The following is a 24,015-nucleotide window of genomic DNA, read 5'->3' on the forward strand; positions in this document are numbered from 1 at the left end:
TTTATACCCGGGGTGCGTGGGGAGATGAGGTAAGTTTCTGGCGTGTTCAATAATCTTCTTGTTATTATTTGTATTGATATAATGTATCTCTTAATTATCAAATTTTATTCAATTTCAATTAATTTTCTGTTATTCTACCTTTAGAATAGGGGATGAATAGGAGTTGAATGGGAGTTGAATAGGAGATGGTATAAACCAACTACAAATAATATTTATATTTTGTATATATTATATGGCTTATTTTAACTTAAATACCGGAGAAAAAGGATACTTGCATTCACTCGTTTGTCTCGGGAAGAGATAGGGTGCTCTTGAAGGGACGAACTTTTTGTCGTGAAATTTAACTTTTGTCTTTTAAAATCGTAGTTTTGTAAAACTAAAATGGAAGATATGGAAAAGTATATAGGAGCACACGTGAGTGCATCGGGAGGAGTTGAAAACGCACCGGTTAACGCGCACGAGATTGGGGCAACGGCTTTTGCCCTGTTCACGAAAAATCAAAGACAATGGAAGGCTGCCCCCCTGTCGGCAGATAGTATAAGGCTGTTTCGGGAGCGTTGCGAGCAGTATGGTTACACGGCTAAACAGATATTGCCGCACGACAGTTACTTGATTAATCTCGGGCATCCGGAAGCCGCGAGTTTGGAGAAGTCCAGAGAGGCATTTTTCGATGAAATGAAGCGTTGCGAGGAGTTGGGTTTGGACAGGTTGAATTTTCACCCGGGAAGCACGTTGAAGGAGATTAGCGATGAGGCTTGCTTGACATTGATAGCGGAGTCGATTAATATGGCATTGGAACGGACGCGCGGGGTTACTGCCGTGATCGAGAATACGGCAGGACAAGGTTCTAACTTGGGCTACAAATTCGAGCAGATTGCCTATATAATCGATAAGGTGGAAGATAAAACCCGTGTCGGGGTTTGTATTGATACTTGTCACTCGTTCGCGGCGGGGTATGATTTGGCAACTTCTTCCGGTTTCACGGAAACATTCGAGCATTTCGATAACGTGATCGGGTTTAAATATTTGCGGGGAATGCACTTGAACGATGCCAAGAAAGAGTTGGGTTCCCGTGTCGATCGTCACGATAGTTTGGGTAAGGGAACGTTAGGTATCGAGCCGTTCAAATGGATCATGCAAGACGGGCGGTTTGACGGGATTCCTTTGATTCTGGAAACACCGGATGAATCGTTATGGCCGGAGGAAATCAAGATGTTGAAAGGATTTGTAAAATGAAAATATTACATACTTCGGACTGGCATTTGGGAAAACGCTTGAACGAGCGGGAAAGGATACAGGAGCAGGTAGAAGTAATGGATGAAATTGTGCGAATCACGGAAGAGGAGAACGTGGATGTTGTTGTTGTTGCCGGGGATTTGTTCGATACGTTTAACCCGTCGGTGGAGGCGATAGAATTGTTGTATCGCGCGTTGCATCGCTTGGCGAACGGGGGCAAGCGGTTGGTGGTGGCAATCGCGGGGAATCATGATTCGCCCGATCGGGTGGATTCGCCCGACGTGTTGGCTCGTCAGCATGGAATCTTTTTCGTGGGTAGCCCGAAGGTTCATTTTAATTCCACGGTGACGGACGGGGGGATTGAGTTATCGCGTTCGGAAGAGGGAATTTCCGAATTTCGGTTGCCGGGATACGAGTATCCTTTGCGGGTGATGCATACCCCTTATGCCAATAGTCTACGCTTGTGTCGATTTCTTGGAGTCGAGGAGCAGGAGGAGGGATTGCGTGCCGTGCTTCGGGAGCATTGGGGAGCGTTAGCCGCGAAGTATTGTGATAACGCGGGAGTGAATTTGTTGGTGACGCATCTTTACGTGGCGCGGGAAGGGGGAGATATGCCGGAGGAACCCGAGGATGAACGTCCGATTAATATCGGCGGGGCGGATGCGGTGTACACGTCATTGATACCCGACGGGATACAATATGCGGCGTTGGGGCATTTGCATCGCTGGCAAGTGGTGGACACGGTGCCTTGTCCGGCGGTGTACAGCGGTAGTCCTCTGGGATATAGTTTTAGCGAGGCGGAGCAGAATAAATATGTCACGCTCGTGGAGGCGGAGCCGGGACAAGAGGTGCGTTTCGAGAAGCGGCGTTTGACAAGCGGGCGTCCGTTGGTGCGGGTGCGTTTCGAGGGGGTGGAGCAGGCTGTGGCTTGGTTGGCGGGGCATCCCGAGGCGTGGGTGGAATTGACGGTAGCGACCGATACTTACCTGACTGCCGCTGAAACGAAGTCGATACACGAGGCGCATGACGGTATCGTGTGTTTGATTCCGGAGGTGAAAGAAGCGTCGGTTTCCGATGAACGGGTGGCGTCGATACATGATTTGCGTTCTGACGTGAACGCTCTTTTCGCCGAGTATTTTCGTCGTCGTAAAGGGCAGGAACCGAATGACGAGATTATGGCGTTGTTTAAAGAAACTTTATCAATTGAAAATTGAAAGTTGAAAATGGAAAATTATAAAAAGCTATCAAATCGAAATCAAGAGTTCTCATTTTCAATTTTCAATTCTTAATTTTCAATTATATTATGGTTCCGGTTAGATTGACATTAGAAGGTATATATTCGTATAGAGAAGCGCAGACGATAGAATTCAATCGGCTGACGGAGGCTAAGTTGTTCGGTATTTTCGGTCCGGTGGGAAGTGGGAAATCGACGATTTTGGAGGCGATGATTTACGTGATTTACGGGGTGATCGATCGGTTGAACAACGAGGTGAAGTATAATTTGATGAATCTTCAGTCCGATCGCTTGTTCGTGGATTTTGAATTCAAGGCGGGCGAACAGGGACGGGATTTTAGAGCCACGGTCGAGAGTAAGCGGAACAAGAAAAGGTTTACCGATATCTCTGTTCCGAAATTTTTATATCACGCGCGGAAGGACGGGGAATGGATGCCGTGTACCCGGGAAGATGTTATCGCGGCGATAGGGCTTAACGCGCAAAATTTCAAGCGGGTTGTGATTATTCCTCAAGGTAAGTTTCAAGATTTTCTTATGCTTCGGGATAAGGAGCGCACGGAGATGATGATGGAGCTTTTCGGGGAGTTGCGCCGTTATGATTTGGGCGGTAAGGTGGCTTATCTGGAGGGGGAAACCAACAAGAAAATGATTGATCTGAAAGGACAGTTGACCGGATTGGGAGAGGTTAGCGAGGATGCATTGGCAGAGAGCAAGAAACGATTGGTGGGATTGCGGGAAGATGCGGAACGATTGAAAAAGGCGTTGCAAGAGGGGACGGAACGGGAAAATCAATTGAAAAAAGTGAAACAGCTGGTGGAGGAACGGGGTGTTCGGGAAGAGGAGGAAAAAGGTTTGTTGGGACAAAAAGAGAGTATCGCCGAATTATTGAAACAGGTCGAGAAGTACGAGTATTGTTTGCAATATTTTCAACAACCGATCAATCGCTGGGAAGATAGTTCCCGCCGTTTGGCGGAATCTGAAAAAGCTTTGTCCGGGTATCGGGAACGGTTGGTTGGCAAACAACAGGAGTTGACTTGTTTTAAAGAACAATATAATGAATTGAAGTTGAGATACGAGGAGCGGGATCAGTTGAAAGTGCGGGCGGAGCGGTTGGAAGGGGTGATTCGCTTGCGAAGTTTGACGGTGGAACAGAAGGATTTACGGGAACGGCATGCCAAAGGGGAGGCTATGGTGGCTACCACACGAGAGGAAGTCGAGGTTTTGAAACGTCAATTGGCGGAGCGGAAAGATAGACTGGAGAAATTGGTGCAGTCTATCCCGGATATGAAGTTATTGTCTGACATTCGGGAGTGGTATAGCCAGTATCATCATGCGCGGGAGGAAGAAACACGGGTGCGGGAGGAGTTGAAGCAGGTTGAAAATGAGCTGTTGAAAGATAAGGAAGTTGTTCTGTCCCATAAGCAAAAATATTCCTTCTTCGCTGACGCGGAAAGCGATACGTCAGAAGAGTTGTTGGAAGTATCTGAAAAAAGGAGCCAACAGATAGAGCGGGAATTAAAGGGTTGTCGGGATGAATTGATGCATCTGAATACTCGTCAGCGTTTAGTCGATTTTGCCAAAGAATTGAGCGAGGGGGAACCTTGCCCGTTGTGTGGTGCGTTGTCACATCCCGCACCTTTGCACGCGGAGGAGATGGAGGGCGTGATGCGTTTGACCGCGGAGAGAATCAAGGCGTTGGAGCGCGAGCGGGAGGAATTGAACCGGTGGAGTTCCGTTTTAGCCATCGCGGGTGAACGAAAGCGCTTGAATTTGAACAGACAGGTACAGGCGAAGATAAAGCAAGAAGAAATACAACATAAATTGCAGGAGCATTTGTCCCGTTTTGTATGGGAGGGTTTCGCCCCGGATGACGCACGACATCTCAAGGAAGAGATCGACAGGGCGGCGTCTTTAGGGAATGAACGGAAACAGTTGGAGGCGGAGGTGAAGCAGACGGAGTCGGAGATTGAATTGAAGAGAGGTCATCTGGAAAAATACAGTAAACGGTTGGAGGAGATTGACCGGGAAGTGGTGCAGCGTGAAACGCAGATGGAATTGGTGCGGGAACAGTTGAAAGGCTTTGATGTAACCGTGTACATGGAAACCGGACTTGAGAGTTTGAAGGAAGAGAAAGAGAAATGCCTTACTGTTTTTGAAAAATTGGGAAAAGATTACCGGGAGGCTACCGAGCGATTGCAGCTTATGGAGAACGAGTATCGAAAATGGGAAGGTGGTGCGGAAGAAAAAGAGAAAGAAATCGTGTTGCTCAAAGAGGAAAAAAAGAGCGGAGAAGAGAAATTGAACGTGTTGTTAAGGGAGAGTGTTTATAAAGATATAGCGGCGGTGCGGGAAATACTGAATAAGAAACTGGATTTACCTGCCAGCCGAAGTAGGATAAATCAATTTAATCAACAATTGCACGTCGTGCAGGTAAGAAAATTGGAATTGGAGAAGTTGCTTGCCGGGGTGGAATACCGGGCAGAGGAGCACGAGGCATTGGTTCGTCAACTGGAAGAGAATCGGCGACGGGAGAGAGAAGTGTTGGCAGAACATGGCGCGTTGGCAAATCAAGTCAAAGATATGGAAAACCGTGCTGCGGCACGGGTGAAGATCGGGAAGGAGTTGGATGTTCTGGACGCAAGGCTTCGGAATTTGCTGGTGTTGAAAAGTTTGTTCCGCGGGAATGATTTCGTGAAATTCGTGTCGTCGATTTATTTGCAGAATTTGTGTAACGCGGCGAACGAGCGTTTTTATCGGATGACTCGCCAGCGTTTGAAGTTGGAGTTGGACGAGGATAATGATTTCGTGATCCGGGATTACATGAACGAGGGACGAACCCGTAGCGCCCGCACGCTTTCCGGGGGACAGATATTTCAAGCTTCTCTTTCGTTAGCGTTGGCGTTGACCGATAATATCCGGCATTTGACGGGGAGTGACCAGAATTTCTTTTTCTTGGACGAGGGATTCGGTTCTCTTGATAAAGAGTCTTTGCGTGTCGTTTTTGAAACACTCAAGTCGTTGCGGGAAGAGAATCGGGTTGTCGGTCTGATTTCTCACGTGGAAGAGATGCAGCAGGAATTACCGGTATGCGTGTTCGTGGAGAACACGACGGAACGGGGAAGCGTTGTGACAATTGACAATTGAAAATGGAGAATTGAAAATTGAAAATGAAAAGAACTCCTCCGTCAGCCTTTGGCTGCCACCTCCTCTATAAACAGAGGAGGAGTTGGTGACTCTCACCGAAGACAGTGAGTAATTCAGCTCTCCCTCTGTTTATAGAGGGAAACTGGCGAGTAAGAGAGAACAGACAGAGAGCTTGCTCGTTGTCTGTCGAACGAGAGCCAGTTCGAGACCGGTTTCCGGGCTCAATACCCCGAAGGGGGGAGGAAGTTTAAAATCATAAATCATAAATCATAAATCATAAATTTAAAAATATGAAAGTCGGTTTATTATCAGATACCCACGGGTGGTTAGACCCGAAGATTGTGGAGTTTTTTAAAGCGTGTGATGAAGTGTGGCATTGTGGGGATATCGGGGATGTGGCGGTGGCGGATGCTTTAGCGAAACGGTTTAAGTTGCGTGCCGTGTACGGGAATATTGATGGGGAATTGTTGCGTAGAATGTTTCCGGGGACGGAGGTTTTCCAATGCGAGGGGGTGAAGGTGATGATGACTCATATCGGGGGATATCCCGGTCATTATGACAAGAAGGCGGCGGATGTTTTACGACGGGAACGACCTAAATTATTTGTTTGCGGTCATTCGCATATCGCGAAAGTGAAATACGATCAATTATTGGATTGTTTGCATATAAACCCCGGTGCGGCGGGAAAATTCGGTTTTCATACCGTGAGAACAGCCGCACGCTTTGAAATCAACGGGGATCGGATTGAGAATTTGGAATTGATAGAGTTGGAAAAATAATTAATTTAAGACTCTGTTAATAGAATTAATGCTTTCGGAGTGTTACATTTGCAAATGTTACTCGTAGAAAAGAGAGAATACTAAATATATATTATATGAAAAGAGTTTTACTATCGGCGGTTGCTCTGTTAATCGCTTGTTTGAGTTGGCAAAGTGTTTCGGCGCAACGGGATATGCAAGCCGTGCGGGAACAGTCTATCAAGTATCAACAATTAATGCAATTGATAGCCGGATATTACGTGGATACGGTTAATTTGAAAAAGATTACGGAGGATGCTATCGTGAAAGTGTTGGCTGACCTTGATCCCCATTCCGTGTATATACCTCGGGAGGAATTGGAAGAGGCAAATGAACCTTTGGAAGGAGGTTTTTTCGGTATAGGGATACAGTTTAACGTGCTTCATGATACCTTAACCGTGGTTGACGTGGTCGCGGGAGGACCTTCTGAAAAGGTCGGGTTGCTCGCCGGTGATCGGATTACGGAGGTTGACGGGGAGAATATAGCGGGAATCGGTATCAGTAACACGGACGTGAGGAAGCGTTTGAAAGGGGAGAAAGGAACCGTGGTGAAAGTTAAGGTGAAGAGAGGGAATGAATGGATTGATTTCAATATCGTGCGGGACATGATTCCGATTTACAGTGTCGATGCCGCATACATGATTGACAAGAATATCGGGTATATCAAGATTGCCCGTTTTGCTGCCACGACTGTCGAGGAGTTTGAAAAGGCCGTGAAGCAATTGCAGGCAGAAGGGATGAAAGATTTGATTATAGATTTGCAAGGTAATGGCGGTGGTTACATGGGGGCGGCTATCGGTCTTGCCGATCACTTGTTGGACGGGCGAAAAATGATCGTGTACACGGATAGTCCCGCTTATGGCAGGGCTGAAGAGTTTTCTACTCCCGCTGGATTATTCCAAGATGGTCGGGTTGTCGTGCTTCTTGACGGCAACTCCGCTTCTGCCAGTGAAATTTTGGCAGGTGCCGTGCAGGACTGGGACCGCGGGTTAATCGTCGGACGCCGTTCTTTCGGTAAAGGATTGGTGCAACGTCAATACCCTTTGGCAGATAAGTCTGCTATTCGTCTTACGATATCCCATTATTTTACACCGTCCGGACGGTGTATCCAAAAACCGTACAAGGGAAAAGATTATCAGATAGAATTGTATGAACGTTACGCTAACGGGGAGTTGCTGAATGCCGACAGTATCGCGTTGACGGATTCCACGAAATACTACACGAAGAAGGAGCATCGTTTGGTTTATGGCGGGGGGGGTATTATTCCCGACGTGTTCGTGCCGATTGATACGAACGTGAATTACAGTTATTTCAATCGTTTGTTGGCGAAGGGTGTTATCGGTGAATTTACTTTGAATTACGTGGATAAGAACCGGGATGCTTTGAAGAAAAAATACCCGAAGTTTGAGATGTTCAAGAAGGATTTTCAAGTGACCGACGACATGGTGAACGAGATTGTGCAGAAAGGGGAGAAACAGGGTGTGAAAAAGGACGAGAAACTGTTGACTCCGGTTATTCCGGAAATAAAATTATTCGTGAAATCCTTGATTGCTCGGGATTTGTGGAATATGACAGAGTTATACAAGATTTCCAATGAGCAGAACAAAGTGTTAAACGCGGCTGTAAAGACTTTACAGGATGGGACTTATAATAATACAATAAAATAAGTATTGTTTTGGTCTGTTTTTTGATAGAGTTGTTACGTAGTGTTAATACATTGTGAGCTATTGTAATTGAATAATCTAAAATTTGATGGAATGAAAAAGTTTTTATTAGTGGTGATCGCTATGGTCACGTTAGGAAGTGTTCATGCTCAGACCGCGTTCAAGAGCAAAGTCGAAGGTATAACCGGTACGGAATTTTATTTCGGTCCGAAATTCGGATTCAACGTGGCCGGTATAAGTGATGGCCCGAATAAAAGTAAATTGAGTTTCCTTGTGGGAGCTTTTGCCGAATTCAAGTTCAATGATTTATTTGGTTTGCAAACCGAGTTGAGCTATTCCCGGCAAGGTGATAAAGGGAAAGAGGGAGGTACTAAATATTGGATGAGGGTGAATTATTTGAATATTCCCGTTTTGGCGAAGTTCTACGTGTGGGAAGGTTTGAGTGTTGATCTTGGTCCGCAATTGGGATTTGCCTTGAATGGAAAGCATAAAACAAAGCATGGAGGAACTGAAACGAAATCCACTATAAAACATTTGAATACGGTAGATTTGAGTTTCGGAATGGGATTATCCTATGATTTCGATATGGGATTGGTTTTATCGGCTCGTTACAATTTGGGATTGACTAACGTGGTTGAAAAGGATAAAACTTACGGTAATAACCAAAACCGTGTATTCCAGTTATCTGCCGGATGGAAGTTCTAGGAACTGACAATATGAAAAGAATGCCGTCACAATTTTTGCGACGGCATTTTTATTATATTACAACTCTTTATTTAGAACCGGAAACCTAATGTAAGTCTGAATTCGTTGTTTTTGAATTTCGTGTTGAATTCCGGGGATTCGATTACACCGGAAGGTGCTTCATAGTAATAGAACAACCCGTTGATGTCTGACTTCTTGTGCATGTAAGAGGCATCGGCATAGAATGAACCGAGATTTACCCCTAAACCGCCTGAATATATTTGAATGTCATTATCTTCATTCATTTCACCCTTTTTATAAGGAGAAGCCGAAAGAGCGTATCCGCCACGGAGGCAGAAAACACTGTTGAGTCTAAACTCGGCACCTGCTCTAAAATTATGGGTGGCTTTGTAGATGTCTTTGATTGCGTTGTTGGTTTCTAAGTATTCATTTTTTGCATCATCATTTGTGAATTTTGCTGCCGTGTAGTCCACGTACTCGTAATCACCACTAATGATTGCCCGTTGCCCGAGAACGATAGCTACGCCTGCCATTACCCGCCATGGGGTTTTCAGCTTGTATGAATAATCTGTATAGGCAGTCCATCCATATTCAAAGCCGGGCTTTGGTTCTGCATCTTCTACTGGTAGTTCAGAGAATTTAGCCGATACATTATTTTGCGCAAATGCATCTAAATTATAGTATGTCGGGGTGTGAATTGCCGCACCGATACGAATAGCCGGAATCGGACGGAATATAAATCCTGCTTTGAAATTTAATCCAGTACCGCTTGATGTGAAATCTTGATACATACTGAATTTTTCCAGTTTATTTGTTATGTCTTTTCCAATTATCTCTTCTGTATAAACTGAATATGATTTATAGTGCAGGGATTGAATTCCGAGCGTTGCTCCAAAATAGAATTTATCACTGAGATTACCACCGAGCGATATGGCATATTCACCTTGGAATCCTCGTTCCCTCGTGTATTTATAGTGCTGCAGTTGATCTGTTTCCCGAATGGGATTCTCGTAATTATAATCCTTGTTTTCGATAGCTTCTTTGCTTAAATAAAGCATATAAGCGTCATAAGCTAATCCTGTAGTGAAATCGTTCAACTGTTGAGGCGATTTTCCGTCTGCTTCTTCTTTCCACACGTTTGCTAAGGATGAATTACCGTCTGTTTCATAATATCCTTGGAAAATATTCCTGTTGAAGTTATTCAAGGTCGAGTAGTTGAAACCGACATTGAAATTCTTTAATATTCTATTATTAGGACTAAAGGATAATACCAATCCGGCATTACTCATGATAAACATGTTTTTTTCGTTATCAATTCCTTTTGTTTTGGCATGGGCGAAATCCATCATCGGAGTAAAGCTAAACTCGGATTTACGGAACACCCCTATACCGGCGGGATTCATTGATAAGGTTGTTAAATCACCACCCAGTGCTGTGAAAGCTCCACCCATTGCAGTAACCCTTGCGGAACCGAATGGGACTATTCTGGAGAATCTAAGCGCATCTTCCTCGTTTTGTGCTGAAGCTGATAATGTGAAGAGGAATAGAACCGGGAGTATATATAATATTTTCATATCCAAAAGTATTAATTTAGAATTATCTTCTGCTGCCCGTGTTTGTACGTTCAACTGGTCCGCTACCGCCACCGCTTGAGCGGGAACTGGAACTGCTACCATATGATCCGCCGCTGCTATTGCCTCTGGAATAACTTCCGGAACTGTATGACGGATTGTAGGTTGAGCCTGAATTACCGCGGTCGAAGCTACTGCTTCTGGTTGTGCCGGAACTTCTCGAAGAGCGGGAGTACGTGCTGTACGATCGGGCGTTACGATTTGTCGTGTACTGTTTTTTAGGAGCATAACGGGTTGTTGAAGCCGTTGGTCTTTCCACTGCACCACCACCCCAACCCGGACGATGATGTCCCCAGTTCGGTCCGTGGTGTCCCCATCCCGGGCGATGTCCCCAGTGCGGATAACCCCATCCCGGGTAGTAACCGTAATTTGGGCCCCATGAATTCCAACCCCAAGGGTCGTAATACCCGTGATAATACCCGTAGTTATTCCAATAAGGATCCCATCCCCACGAGTTACCCCATCCGAAAGAACCTCTCCATCCCCAACGATCCCAACCGAATGCCACGCGGTTGCTCCACGCGAAACTGTCGAAACGGGGATCGTTCCATGCTACTGTCCAAATGTATTTCGGGTAATTACCGAAGATCATTTCGTTATATAATGAAATATTCGAGTTGCTGGGGAACCACCAGTAACGACCGTTTAACGTGAAAACGTTCCAGTCGGAGCTGAATGACAGGTTTTGGGCGATTTCATACCCGTTGCCGAAATAAGCAAAGCCTTCCGGGTAACGGTTCATGATGCGCACGCATTCTTCCAAGTCGTTATCGGAGCCTCTGAAGCCCCCGATCCAATACCCGTCGCCTTCCGAAACTTCAATTCTTGTCACGGGTTGTCCCGTTCTTTCTTCTTCTTTCTGTACTTGTTTTTCAGTAGCGTAACGTGCCATTCCTATGGCGTGAGATTTAGGATTCACGCTGTTGTCTTGTTCTTTAGGATAGACTTTATCGTTTGCTGTATTCTCTTTGGAAGATGAGTTCTTGTCCGCTACGATGTCCACGCCCGTTTTCTTCTTGATTTCCTGCGCGAAAAGAGAACGTTGCCCGGGAACATAGTAGATATCGTCTTCCTGCGCTCGTGTGAAATTTTGCGAGGAAGAGCAGGCACCGAAAATGACTGCTAATGCTGAAATGTATAACGCTATCTTCATGGCTGTAAATTTATTTCTTTCTTGTATGACAATTTTTGAGTGTCTTGGTTTATTCTATAATATAACAAATTGCGTACCACGCTATGTTTATTTCTCCTACTTTCATGCTAACAAGTCATAAACTTGTCAATCTGTCGGTTGCATTTTGCACGAATAAAAGGCAAAATGCCTATTATCATGATAAAAATAGAAAATAAAAATCGGAAATCCTAGTTTTTGTTGTAAATTTGCGCTTGTTTTATCAAAAAATAATGAGATGGCTAAGTTTTTAACTTCAAGAGAAGAGAATTATTCACAATGGTACAATGATCTGGTCGTGAAAGCCGGATTAGCAGAGAATTCAGCAGTAAGAGGATGTATGGTGATAAAACCTTACGGTTATGCCATATGGGAGAAGATTCAACGTCAGTTGGACCAGATGTTTAAAGACACCGGGCATAGCAATGCTTATTTCCCGTTGTTGATTCCCAAATCTTTCTTTTCCAAGGAAGCTGACCACGTGGAGGGATTTGCCAAGGAGTGTGCGGTTGTAACTCATTATCGATTGAAAAATGATCCCAACGGGGGCGGGGTAGTTGTTGACCCGGCTGCCAAGTTGGAAGAAGAATATATTATTCGTCCGACTTCCGAGACGATTATCTGGAATACTTACAAGAATTGGATTCAGTCGTACCGGGATCTTCCGATCTTGTGTAACCAATGGGCTAACGTGATGCGCTGGGAGATGCGTACGCGTATGTTCCTGCGTACTGCCGAGTTCTTGTGGCAAGAAGGTCACACGGCTCACGCCACGAAAGAAGAAGCTGTCGAGGAGGCTCATAAGATGGTACGCGTGTATGCCGAGTTTGCCGAGAAATGGATGGCAATGCCCGTTATCATGGGACACAAGAGTGAAACGGAGCGTTTCGCCGGGGCTTTGGATACACTGACGATCGAGGCCATGATGCAGGACGGGAAGGCTCTGCAATCGGGTACTTCTCATTTCTTGGGACAGAATTTTGCCAAGGCTTTTGACGTGCAATTTACCACGAAAGAGGGGAAACAAGAGTACGTGTGGGCCACATCTTGGGGAGTTTCTACCCGTTTGATGGGAGCGTTGATTATGGCTCATTCCGATGATAACGGTTTGGTGTTGCCGCCGAAACTGGCTCCGCTTCAAGTGGCGATAGTTCCGATTTACAAGAGCATGGAGGGATTGGAGAAAATCCGTCAAACGGTTAGCGGTTTAATCGAGAAACTGAAGAAAGCCGGAATCACGGTTAAGTTCGATGATCGGGACACGCAGAAACCGGGTTGGAAATTTGCTGACTACGAGTTGAAAGGTGTTCCCGTGCGTTTGGCCATGGGAGAGCGTGATCTGGAAAACGGAACGATTGAAGTGGCACGTCGCGATACTTTGACCAAGGAAACGTTACCCTTGGAAGGTATTGAATTACACATCGAGAAGTTATTGGACGAGATTCAGGAGAATATATACAAATTGGCACTGGATCGGCGTAACAATTGGATCACGAAAGTGGATTCTTACGAGGAGTTCAAAACGTTGATTGACACGAAAGGCGGGTTCTTCTTGTGTCATTGGGACGGAACCCCGGAAACGGAGGAGAAGATCAAGAACGAGACGAAAGCCACGATTCGTTGTATCCCGTTTGATGCTCCCGAGGAAGAAGGCAAGTGCATGGTGACAGGGAAGCCGTCGCGCAGGAGGGTGTTGATAGCGAGAGCTTATTAATTTTAAATTTTAAATTGTAGATTTTAGATTGCAATGGCAGTCTGAGTCGAAATTGGATAATTTAAAACTTAAAATTTAAAGTCTAAAATTTAAAATTGTTTTATGTTGCCAGTAGTTGAGCGTTTTCTCAGGTATGCGAAGATACACACGGAATCGGATCGGGAAACCGGGTTGATTCCGAGCACACCGGGACAATTGGAATTTGCTTATCTCCTTTCAGAGGAGATGCAAGCAATGGGTATGCAGGACGTGTCAGTAGATGATTACGGGTATGTGATGGGATTTGTGCCCGGGAACACGGACAAGGAGTGTTCATCTATCGGGTTTATCGCCCACATGGATACTAGCCCGGATATGACGGGTAAACACGTGAAACCACAGATAATCGAGAACTACAAGGGTACAGATGTTCTTTTAAATAAAGAAAAAGGGTTTACTTTGTCGCCGGATGATTTCCCCGAGTTGAAGAATTACGTGGGGACGGATTTGATTGTGACGGACGGGAATACCCTTTTGGGTGCGGATGATAAAGCGGGTATTGCCGAGATTTTAACGGCGATGGAGTATTTGATTCAGCATCCGGAAATCAAACACGGGAGAATTGCCGTTTGCTTTACCCCGGACGAGGAGATTGGAGAAGGAGTAGATCATTTTGACTTGAAGAAATTCGGGGCTAAGTTCGCTTATACCTTGGATGGGGGTGAGATCGGGGAATTGGAATACGAGAATTTTAATGCGGCTTTGGCTCGCTTGACGTTCAAGGGAAGGAATTTCCACCCCGGTTACGCTAAAAACAAGATGGTTAATTCTATCAAGGTAGCCAACGAGTTCATGGCAAGTCTGCCGAAAAAGGAAGCTCCCGAGTATACTTCCGGTTACGAAGGCTTTTTCCATATTTATTCCATAAAAGGAACCGTGGAAGAAACGGTACTTGAAATATTGATTCGTGATTTTGATAGAGAAACTTTCGAGTGGCGCAAAGGGGTAATCGAGAACGGTGTTCGGGAGTTTACCAGAAAATACGATTTGCCGGTATTGTTGGATATGAAGGATCAGTACGCGAACATGAAAGAACGACTTGAACCTGTACGGTACATCGTGGATATCGCCAAACAAGCCATGGTGGAGTTAGGCATCAAACCTTTGTTTGTGCCTATCCGGGGAGGCACTAACGGCTCGAAATTGTCTTTCATGGGATTGCCCACCCCGAATTTGTCTAACGGGGCACATAATTCTCACGGGCGTTACGAGTATATTCCCGTGTCGTCCATGGAGAATGCGGTTAAATTGATCGTGAAGATATCCGAATTTTGTGCTAAAGTTTGAGTTTATGAACTTAACGTGTAACAAATTTTCATTGTTTCACGTTTCATGTGATAAAGTTACTTTGTAGAATTATATCACGAATTATTTAAAAAGAATATGATGAGAGGATTTTTATGTATTGCCTTGTTCCTGTTGGGATGGGGGCAATTGGATGCGCAGCCCGTAAGGGATACGGCTTGGACTAAAGCGGGATATTTCGGGTTGAAATTGACACAGGTTAGCTTGAGTAGTTGGTCTGCCGGAGGTGAGTCTGCGATGGCATTCGATAGCCAGATAACGTACAGTGCCGATTTTAAACGCGATCGTCAATTATGGCAAAATCGTTTGGAATTGGGATACGGTTTGACCAAGAATGACGGGAAAAGCGCCCGGAAGACAAACGATAAGATCTATTTCGCCTCTACATACGGTTATCAGATGTATAAAGCTTGGTACTGGAGTGCCTTGTTGAACTTTAACACGCAGTTTGCCAAGGGTTATGATTATAACATCGAGGATTCTGATTTTATATCTAAATTCTTGGCGCCCGGGTATTTAGTGATTGGAGTCGGTGCCACGTGGAGTCCGAATAAAATATTTACGGCGACCATTACTCCTGCTTCGTGGCGGGGAACTATCGTGGCAAATAAACGCCTGTCGGATGAAGGTGCTTTCGGCGTGGACAAGGGAAAACATCTGTTGTCAGAGTTCGGTGCCAACTTGAAGGCCGAAGTAAACTACGAGTTTTTGCAGAACATGACGATTTATTCCCGTTTGGAATTGTATTCCAATTACTTGGAAGATCCGCAGAATATTGATGTCCGTTGGGACGTGCAGTTGAATATGGCTATCAATAAATGGTTTTCAACCACGTTGTCTACCAACTTGCTGTATGATAATGACGTGAAGATCGCACAGAAAGACGGAACCGCCGGACCGCGGGTTCAGTTTAAAGAAGTGTTGGGAGTGGGGTTGCAGATTCATTTCTAGGAAGATTAACCAAGATTTTGTGTAAACGTGGAATACGGAATGCTTGCAAGGCACCGTATTCCACGTTTTTTTCTAGTCTTCTTTTATATCATTTATAATCATTGAAATGTTTTTCAATTTTGCTTTAGATGCTGCTAAATCTATTTTTAGTTTTTTGTTTTCTTCTTGCAATAGCTCAATTGTTTCTTGCAGACTTTCAATTGAAACAGTAGGTGAAGGAATTTTATTATATGCCGCATCGAAAAAGCCTATTAATTCTATACGAGAATGACGATATGAACTGAATGAATAATCATAGGGAAGTAAGGCAATAATGTACTCTTATTAAATATGTCTGTCCTTTAGAGCAATCTAAATACAAGGGAGTGGCTTGATTAGTCCAATAATTGTGTTTAATTATCCTTACTTTAACCGCAAAGCTGAAGAGAAATAACCCTAAAGCTACTGTTTTTACCGTGCTTGAGGTGTTCGTGCATCTATGTTGCCCCTATCTTACATGGAGCAACATAAATGCACGAACGGAGCGATATTGGTAAGAAAGGTAACTTTACTGCGGTTTTACAGTGGCTCTTCAATAGGATTACACTTGTTCATGCGAACCGGAAAGCCAACAATGATAATTATTATTCTGTAACCGCCGTAACAGTTACGGCGGTTATAAAGATACAAAAAGAGGCTGCATCGTGCAGCCTCTTTTTGTATGAATAAAGTTGTTGCTTATTTTGTAACTCTTTCAAGCCATTTCACCATGCCAAGCATAACGCCCATGGATACAAGGCATACGATTAAGAATACAGTCCAGCATTGCCAGATTGGCCATGCGTTGTACATAAGGGGACCAATCCAAAGCAGAAGGTTACCGAGAGCTGTAGCCGCTAACCATAGACCTTGACATAAACCGAGCATGCTCTTGGGAGCAACTTTTGACACGAAGGATAATCCAAGAGGAGAGATAAACAACTCTGCAACTGTCAAGAAGAAGTAAGTGGCGATAAGAACCCACCAGTGAGCCTTGCTTGCCATTTGCTCCGCGATAGGCAGTAATTTGAATGAATCTGCTGAAGGATAACCTTTCATCAAGGAGAAAATTGCAAGGAACAAGAAGGCCATACCCGCGATGAACATACCGATAGCGATTTTGCGAGGAGTTGAAATTTCTTTACCACGTCTCGCGAGAGCCCCGAAAATAGCCATGATAATGGGGGTAAGGACAATCACGAAGAAGGGGTTGATTGCTTGCCATACTTCAGGAGCGACTGCAGAGGAATCCACGAAGTCGCGGGCGAAGAATGAAAGTGACATACCGTTCTGGTGGAATGAGAACCAGAAGAAAATAACTATACCCAAAACAGCAAATAACGCGTACATTCTCTGTTTAATTTCTTTAGCCATAGCAGCTTTCTCCTCCGGGGTGTAGTCTACGCTTTGAGTTGTAGCTTTTTTCGCGGGATTCGGGAAAGTCTTTTGTGAAATAAAGAAAATTACAAGAGAGATAAGCATGGCTGCAACAGATGCAATGAATGAATAGTGAATACCTTCATTGAAAATTTGCAGGTATTGGCTGCAAGATGCGGTCAGGTCGGAAACGGCTCCACCGGCAGCAACCATAAGTTGTTGTAAGTTGGCAAGAGCTTCCGGTGCCATAGCGGCAGCGTTGTTAATATACTCGTGGCAAAGTGCCGGGAGTTGCGCGTTGTAAGTGAATCCGTTTGTTCCCAACCACCATTGGCGTAAAACCGGAGCGATGAACGGGGCTATCAAACCACCCACGTTGATGAACACGTAGAAGATTTGGAATCCAGAATCCCGCTTGTCTTTCGCGATTTTGAGAGCTTCCGGACCTTGTTTGGCGGCGTCAGCCTCGAAGTTATCGTACATTTGACCCACGATAGCTTGCAAGTTACCTTTGAACAAACCGTTACCGAAGGCAATGAGAAACAGGGCAACGCAAGTGAGCGTCAACAACCAAGTCGTGTTTGCCGCGGTAGCGAGGATTGGAATGGACAGGATAATGTATCCTAATGCCATAATTACAAGACCGGTCTTAATGGTACCCTTGTAGTTTTGCGTGCGGTCAGCAATAAGACCTCCGACAAGGCTTAAAATGTATATACCGGCGTAAAAGAAAGAGTAGATAGTACCACTGGCAGCTTCACTCAAACCAAATTTAGAACATAGGAACAACACGAGTACGGCATTCATGATGTAGTAGCCGAAACGTTCTCCCATATTACTTAGAGCCGCGGTAAGCAACCCTTTAGGATGATTTTTAAACATAACTTTTGTTTTTGATTCGTATTGATTAATATTAAAATTATTTCATTCACGCTAACAGCACGCAAATATAATTTATTTTTTTATCTTTAGTCCTTGAAAACGTTTGAACTCTGTTATGAAGAACGAATATAGAAAAATTTTCAAGACATCCGAACTGCGGGAATTGGATGAATATACGATTGAGAATGAGCCGATAACGTCGTTGAATCTGATGGAAAGGGCGGCTAGTTTATTGACACAAAAATTATTGATTTTTTTTTCACGTGGTCATATTTTTAACATTCTGGCGGGGAGCGGGAATAATGCCGGCGACGGGTATGTCGTGGCTAGGTTGTTGAATGAAAAAGGGTTGATAACCAAGGTGTTCGATTTGTGTCCGGGGAAGCAATTATCGCCAGACTGTGCCGTGAACAGGGAGCGTTTTGTACGAAACGGTGGAGTGTGTATCGAGGTGGAAAAAGCGGAAGATTTTCTGCCGGATGAAAACAGTGTCATTATTGACGCGATTTTCGGTGCCGGGTTGAATCGTCCGGTGACCGGATTTTTGGGGGATGTCATTCGAAAGGTGAACGAGTTGCCTAATACAGTTGTGGCAATAGATATTCCTTCCGGTTTACTCGGTGAAGATAACCGGGAGAATGACGGGGTTATCGTGGAGGCTGATTACACTTTTACATTTCAATTTCCTAAACTGGCATTCATGTTCCCGGAGAACGGGAAGTATGTCGGGGAAGTAGAGGTGTTGGATATTCATTTGCATCCGGGTATTTTGCGGGAACGGGATTCTTCTTATTATTTTTTGACCGAGGAAGCGGTGGCTTCCCGTTTGCTGATGCCGGAGAAGTTTTCGCATAAAGGGACCTTGGGGAATACCTTATTAATAGCGGGGACTCCCGCGATGCCGGGAGCCGCCGTTTTGGCGGCAAGAGGAGCCATTCGTTCGGGAACGGGATTGTTGACGGTGCATGTGCCTCGTTCCGTGAAAGAGATGATCCATTTTGCCGTGCCCGAGGCATTGGTGGAGATGGACTCAAGTGACTACTGTTTCTCGGGCGTGAACGATTTGTCTAGGGTGCAGGCTGTCGGGATCGGACCCGGTTTAGGGACGAGTGATGTGACGAGGTACGGGATGCGTCGGTTGCTGAAGGCATGGCGGGGGAAAATGGTGATTGATGCCGATGCCTTGAATCTGCTTGCTGCCGACGCGGAATTGTTGAGTCTGGTACCCCGGGGAGCCGTGTTGACGCCTCACCCGAAAGAATTCGAGAGATTGGCAGGAAAAAGTGAAAATGATTTTGATAGATTAAATAAATTAAGCACCTTTGCAGGTCTACACCAACTGTATGTTGTATTGAAGGGTGCGCGCACGGTGATAGCCTCTCCCGACGGTAATTGTTATTTTAATATGACAGGAAACCCGGGAATGGCAAAAGGCGGGGCGGGAGATGTGTTGACCGGAATCATTGCCGCGTTGCTGGCAAGCGGACACGAGCCGTTGGATGCAGCCGTTATCGGTGTTTACGCGCACGGTAAGGCGGGTGATCTGGCAGCCGCGGAATTTGGAATGAGGGGAGTCCGGGCGGGCGACATCGCGGATAAGCTGGGGTTGGTGTGGAAAACGTTGGAAACATATAATATTGCTAAGTAGTGATAAACGAAATGAAACGACTTTTATTGATTATCGGGTTGATGGGATTAGTATCCCTGTCTGTTTTAGGACAGAAGAAGAGAGAATTAACGACTCCTGTATCTGTGAATTATGCCTTGCCGAAGATCGGTTATGATATAGTGGTCACGATGGAGTGTGTGGAGGCTGTGCCGGGACCTTTCCGTAAATATGCCATGCAGCAATTGGGGGTGCAGCCGGAAATCGTGACGCCGGGAGAGGAATGGACGATCAAGAATATCCGTTTCGTGCCGAAAGCGTTGCCGGATACCAAAGCGATGTACACGCTGAATGCTGCGGGTGAATATAATTCGATAACGGTCAACGTGACCCCGGAAGGTTTTTTGGCCGGATTGGGAAGCGGGGCTACCAATAATAGTCACGACGGGAAAATGGTGTATGCGCCGGATAAAGAAGCCACGGATGCCGATATTGATTACGTGCGTTTCGGGTTGCGTTCCACGCAAAAAGAGGTGTTGGATTCCAATTTCACGGAGATGGAAGTAGAGGGAGAGATTCGTAGAGTGTGGGACCCGATCGAGCGTCATGTGCTGAAGGAAGAAAAAGATTACGTGAGCGAAATCACGGAAGATTTATTTGCCATACGGAAAAAGAGATTGGAACTTTTAACCAACGGAACGGCTACTGCCGAGGCTCTAAAAGCGTTGGATAAACTGGAACAGGATTATATGAGTCTTTTCATGGGTAAGAAGGTGCGGAGTAAAGTTGTTCGTACATTTACCTTTGTACCCGAGAAAGCGGACGAAGCTGTTGTTTTATTCCGTTTTTCCGCGGAAGACGGGATAACGGCTAAGAATAATGTTTCTGCACAGCCTTATATCGTGGAACTTCGTAATTTGTTGGTTCGGAAACAAGACGCGCCGCAAAAAGAGTCTGCCCGTCCGGTTCCCTCGTTGTTTTACCGAGAGCCGGCAATCGCTGACATTTGCCTCTTGAAAGGTAAAGAGGTACTGATGACGGTAAGCGGTGTTATTCCACAGTTAGGCGTGATCAAGCAATTCCCGTTGGATGTGATCAATAACGAGGGGATTGCCCTTGAATTTTATCCGCTATACGGTTCGTTGAAAAGTGTGATAAAAAAATAATTTCAGGTATTTACAATTCTATTTATGGCGGAGGTAAGCGATAAGGGGTTACTTGGGAGATTCTTGGTGTGGCGTGTTCGCAATATTAAGGAGAAACAGTTCATCGTGATCTTGAGTATCTTGGTGGGTATTGTAACCGGGTTGGCGGGAGTGGTGTTGAAAAATATGGTACATTACACTCACGTGTTCTTCACGGAACGGATGCAGGTGGATAGCGGTAGCTTGTTTTTCTTCGTGTACCCTGTTATCGGTATTCTGCTCACGACGTTGTTCGTGAAATTTTTCGTGAAAGAGGGAATCAGTCACGGGGTGACGAAAGTTTTGTACGCTATTTCTCGTCGGAATAGTATGATAAAACCGCACAACAATTACTCCTCTATGATTGCCAGTACATTGACTATCGGGTTCGGTGGATCTGTCGGAACGGAGGCAACTATTGTATTGACCGGGGCGTCGATCGGTTCGAATCTGGCGCGTATGTTCAGGATGAACTATAAGGTAATGACATTGATGATCGGGTGTGGTGCGGCCGGTGCTATTGCCGGAATATTCAAGGCTCCTATTGCCGGAATTGTGTTCACGCTGGAAGTGCTGATGCTTGATTTGACGATGGCTTCGTTAGTACCTTTAATGTTTACCGCTATTACCTCGTATGTCGTGACTTTCTTCCTGATGGGCGACGGTTTCGTGTTCTCGTATCAGATTACCGATAAGTTCGTGATGGCTAATTTCCCGTACTATGTTATTTTGGGTGTTTTTGCCGGGGTATTGTCCGTGTATTTCGTTCGGATGAATATCCGGATAGAGCAGTTGATCGGGCGGGTGAAAAATATCTGGAAACGGGTGGCTATCGGTGGAGCGTTATTGGGAGTGGTGATTTTTATTTTTCCCCCGCTATACGGTGAAGGTTACTCGGCGTTGGATGATTTGATGGCTGGGCATTCCGATAAATTATTGAATAACACGTATTTTTTCGGTTTTCGGGATAGTACGTTGATGTTGATTCTTTTCGTGGTCGGTTTAATTTTCGTGAAGGTGATCGCCACGGCACTGACGAATGGTAGCGGTGGAGTAGGTGGTGTATTCGCACCGAGTTTGTTCACGGGTGGTGTTGCCGGATTCTTGGTTGCCATGTTGATAAACCTGAGTGGTATCCGTCACGTGGAACCGAGTCATTTCGTGTTGGCGGGTATGGCGGGCACGATGTCGGGAGTAATGAAAGCACCTTTGACGGCGATGTTCCTGATCGCTGAAATTTCGGGGGGATACGCTTTGTTCCTGCCGTTGATGCTGACGTCAGTTATCTCTTATCTGACGAGTCAAGGCATGGAACCTTATTCTATTTATGCCCGTCGGTTGGCTATACAAGGCGATTTACTGACTCACAACAAGGATAAGGCCGTGTTGACCTTGATGAAGTTGAACAAGGTCGTGGAAACGGATTTTAAAACCATCGGGGTAGATGCCACGTTGGGGGATCTGGTAAAAGTCGTATCCAAGTCGAGCCGGAACTTGTTCCCCGTGTTGAATGATCGACAGCAATTATTGGGCATCGTGTTATTGGACGATATCCGTAAGGTGATGTTCAATCAGGATATGTATTCCAAGACTTACGTGAGGGATTTTATGACGACGCCTTCCGTGGTGATTGATATCAATGATTCGATGGAGGTTGTCATGAAAAAGTTCGAGGATTCCGGGGCATGGAATTTGCCAGTTTTACAAGATCATCAATATCTCGGTTTCGTGTCTAAAGCAAAGATATTCAATACTTACCGTAAAGTGTTAATTCACTTCTCCGATGATGAATAGAATTTATATGTAACTATTTAGCCGTATTCCCGTTATTAGTGAGTGAAATATTTTACTTGTAATGTTTCTAAATAATTCCTTCTATATTGTAAAGAGGTTGTATTATTAGAAATAAAGTATATATTCGCGGCAAAATAGAAAAAACTATATAAACGATATAACTATGTATTGGACACTGGAATTAGCCTCAAAATTGGAAGATGCACCTTGGCCTGCATCAAAAGATGAGTTGATCGACTACGCCATTCGCTCTGGGGCGCCTATGGAAGTGATTGAAAATCTTCAGGATATTGAAGATGACGAGGAGATTTTCGAGAGTATTGAAGATATTTGGCCGGACTATCCGAGTAAAGATGATTTCTTCTTTAACGAGGATGAGTATTAACAGCCTCTTAATAGGTTAAATAATTAAATGTTAGCGCGATGAACAATGAAAATTTGTTTGTCGCGCTGGTGTTTTATGGTGTGGGATGGTGCGGTTTGTTTGTCTAAAATTCCATATCTTTGCTTCACCTCAGGAATATCACTAAAAGGAGGAAAGTGTATGGGAAGACCGAAAAGATTAATCCTTTGCATTCAAGAGATATGCAAGGCCGATTCTTTGGTCAAGTGCAATTGTCTTGTTTGCCGGTATGCTATTACTTGTCGGAATTGGTGTAATAAATCCAATCGATGGAGACAAGACCGGTTCTACGACATTTTTGGGCACCATCATAACATTGATTTCAGGCGCATCCCTCGCCTTTTGTGCAGAAATACTGAAAGAGAAAAATAAGGGAAAGACAAATAAAAATGGTAATATCATTGTAACTCCCGTTTCGGAGGAACAGACAGCAGGTATTGACGCTGCCGTTGTTTTGTCAGGGACATTGAATACGGAACTCGCAAAGAAAGTTTTCGGCAAAGCCATTGAAACCGGTTATATGGAAGAACATGGTTCCCATTATAAATGGAAAGAATCAAAAGTGCTTTTAGCATATATGTGTGGTCGGATTTATTGTGGCGACTATCCGGAGTGTATTAAAATGGAAACAAAGACTTACTGGAAATTCGGAATGGAGCTTTTTCCTGATACTGAATTATGTGCGCTGTTTGGTATTTCGATATAGGGCAGTCTCGTCAAAACAGAAAAGACCTGACGAAGAGGAAGAGGTATATCGCAGGAGGTGCTTGATGCAGGCTTTCAATATAGGGATGGTTGAGAGAAAAGGATATAGAAGGTGAATGGTATGTGATTGTTAAATGAATTATTCGCAATATTATTTATTATTAATTCGAATTTATGCTCTTAATCATAACTCTATTGCAGAATAATTCATTATATTTGCAGAGGTGGTTAATACATAAAGATATGGCTAATAAAAAAATCAATCGAATTAAGGTGATGCTTGCCGAGAAAGGTAGAACCAACAAATGGCTTGCAGAACAACTTGGTAAAGATCCCGCTACTGTCTCTAAATGGTGTACAAATGCAGCACAACCTAGTTTAGAGATGTTATTGCAAGTGGCCAAAGTACTAGAGGTTGAAATTAAAGACTTAATTCGAGAGCAAGATAATTAATT

17 protein-coding genes and 1 pseudogene are annotated in these 24,015 nt (G+C 44.7%); 15 read left to right on the forward strand and 3 right to left on the reverse strand.

Annotated features, from left to right (window positions below):
- Positions 1–390: 390 nt before the first annotated feature.
- From nfo to ACK8P8_RS01365, 6 genes are all read left to right on the forward strand, one after another.
- Positions 391–1,236, forward strand: a complete 846-nt coding sequence (nfo, locus tag ACK8P8_RS01340; protein ID WP_227214888.1) for a deoxyribonuclease IV — start codon at positions 391–393, stop codon at positions 1,234–1,236.
- On the forward strand, positions 1,233–2,450 hold the full coding sequence (locus ACK8P8_RS01345) for an exonuclease SbcCD subunit D (RefSeq protein ID WP_369860033.1): 1,218 nt from the start codon (positions 1,233–1,235) through the stop codon (positions 2,448–2,450). Before nfo ends, ACK8P8_RS01345 begins: the two co-directional genes overlap by 4 nt.
- 89 nt (positions 2,451–2,539) lie before the next feature.
- A complete protein-coding gene (locus ACK8P8_RS01350) occupies positions 2,540–5,614 on the forward strand; it encodes an SbcC/MukB-like Walker B domain-containing protein (protein ID WP_369860034.1) in 3,075 nt (1,024 codons plus the stop codon).
- A gap of 290 nt (positions 5,615–5,904) precedes the next feature.
- Entirely contained in the window at positions 5,905–6,393 is a 489-nt protein-coding gene (locus ACK8P8_RS01355) for a metallophosphoesterase family protein (protein WP_227214880.1), read from the forward strand.
- A gap of 95 nt (positions 6,394–6,488) precedes the next feature.
- Positions 6,489–8,078 (forward strand): S41 family peptidase, encoded by a 1,590-nt coding sequence (locus ACK8P8_RS01360; protein WP_369860035.1) that lies wholly within the window; start codon positions 6,489–6,491, stop codon positions 8,076–8,078.
- A 90-nt stretch (positions 8,079–8,168) separates the two neighbouring features.
- Positions 8,169–8,780, forward strand: a complete 612-nt coding sequence (locus tag ACK8P8_RS01365) for a porin family protein (protein WP_369860036.1) — start codon at positions 8,169–8,171, stop codon at positions 8,778–8,780.
- Between the two features lie 71 nt (positions 8,781–8,851).
- On the opposite strand, the gene ACK8P8_RS01370 is transcribed toward ACK8P8_RS01365, so the two are convergent.
- Together ACK8P8_RS01370 and ACK8P8_RS01375 are read right to left on the reverse strand one after the other, a co-directional pair.
- Entirely contained in the window at positions 8,852–10,456 is a 1,605-nt protein-coding gene (locus ACK8P8_RS01370) for an OmpP1/FadL family transporter (RefSeq protein ID WP_410025430.1), read from the reverse strand.
- The gene (locus ACK8P8_RS01375) at positions 10,377–11,564 is read right to left on the reverse strand and encodes a hypothetical protein (RefSeq protein WP_369860037.1); all 1,188 of its coding nucleotides are present in this window, start codon (positions 11,562–11,564) and stop codon (positions 10,377–10,379) included. The genes ACK8P8_RS01370 and ACK8P8_RS01375 overlap by 80 nt, the downstream gene beginning before the upstream one ends.
- 256 nt (positions 11,565–11,820) lie before the next feature.
- On the opposite strand from ACK8P8_RS01375, the gene proS reads away from it, so the two are divergent.
- The 3 genes from proS to ACK8P8_RS01390 all read left to right on the forward strand — a co-directional run bounded on the left by proS (position 11,821) and on the right by ACK8P8_RS01390 (position 15,591).
- Positions 11,821–13,296, forward strand: coding sequence for a proline--tRNA ligase (proS, locus tag ACK8P8_RS01380; RefSeq protein ID WP_099292710.1), 1,476 nt, complete (start codon positions 11,821–11,823; stop codon positions 13,294–13,296).
- A 102-nt stretch (positions 13,297–13,398) separates the two neighbouring features.
- Positions 13,399–14,622, forward strand: coding sequence for a peptidase T (pepT, locus tag ACK8P8_RS01385; protein WP_292269050.1), 1,224 nt, complete (start codon positions 13,399–13,401; stop codon positions 14,620–14,622).
- Positions 14,623–14,718: 96 nt separating this feature from the next.
- The gene (locus ACK8P8_RS01390) at positions 14,719–15,591 is read left to right on the forward strand and encodes a DUF3078 domain-containing protein (protein WP_227214870.1); all 873 of its coding nucleotides are present in this window, start codon (positions 14,719–14,721) and stop codon (positions 15,589–15,591) included.
- A 717-nt stretch (positions 15,592–16,308) separates the two neighbouring features.
- On the opposite strand, the gene ACK8P8_RS01395 is transcribed toward ACK8P8_RS01390, so the two are convergent.
- Positions 16,309–17,868, reverse strand: a complete 1,560-nt coding sequence (locus tag ACK8P8_RS01395; RefSeq protein WP_227214869.1) for a peptide MFS transporter — start codon at positions 17,866–17,868, stop codon at positions 16,309–16,311.
- Positions 17,869–17,983: 115 nt separating this feature from the next.
- Between ACK8P8_RS01395 and ACK8P8_RS01400 the strand changes: the two genes are divergently transcribed.
- From ACK8P8_RS01400 to ACK8P8_RS01425, 6 genes and pseudogenes are all read left to right on the forward strand, one after another.
- Entirely contained in the window at positions 17,984–19,516 is a 1,533-nt protein-coding gene (locus ACK8P8_RS01400) for an NAD(P)H-hydrate dehydratase (protein WP_369860038.1), read from the forward strand.
- 11 nt (positions 19,517–19,527) lie between these two features.
- Positions 19,528–20,640 carry a DUF4831 family protein gene (locus tag ACK8P8_RS01405; RefSeq protein WP_369860039.1) on the forward strand — a complete coding sequence of 371 codons (1,113 nt, stop codon included), beginning with the start codon at positions 19,528–19,530 and terminating at the stop codon, positions 20,638–20,640.
- 24 nt (positions 20,641–20,664) lie between these two features.
- The gene (locus ACK8P8_RS01410; RefSeq protein WP_099292693.1) at positions 20,665–22,452 is read left to right on the forward strand and encodes a chloride channel protein; all 1,788 of its coding nucleotides are present in this window, start codon (positions 20,665–20,667) and stop codon (positions 22,450–22,452) included.
- A gap of 163 nt (positions 22,453–22,615) precedes the next feature.
- Positions 22,616–22,837 (forward strand): DUF2795 domain-containing protein, encoded by a 222-nt coding sequence (locus tag ACK8P8_RS01415; RefSeq protein WP_009135471.1) that lies wholly within the window; start codon positions 22,616–22,618, stop codon positions 22,835–22,837.
- A gap of 211 nt (positions 22,838–23,048) precedes the next feature.
- A pseudogene (locus ACK8P8_RS01420) lies at positions 23,049–23,626 on the forward strand (hypothetical protein).
- A 177-nt stretch (positions 23,627–23,803) separates the two neighbouring features.
- Positions 23,804–24,013 (forward strand): helix-turn-helix transcriptional regulator, encoded by a 210-nt coding sequence (locus ACK8P8_RS01425; protein ID WP_369860041.1) that lies wholly within the window; start codon positions 23,804–23,806, stop codon positions 24,011–24,013.
- Positions 24,014–24,015 lie beyond the last annotated feature (2 nt).

Source organism: Butyricimonas muris, assembly GCF_046365375.1.
Lineage (GTDB): Bacteria > Bacteroidota > Bacteroidia > Bacteroidales > Marinifilaceae > Butyricimonas > Butyricimonas muris.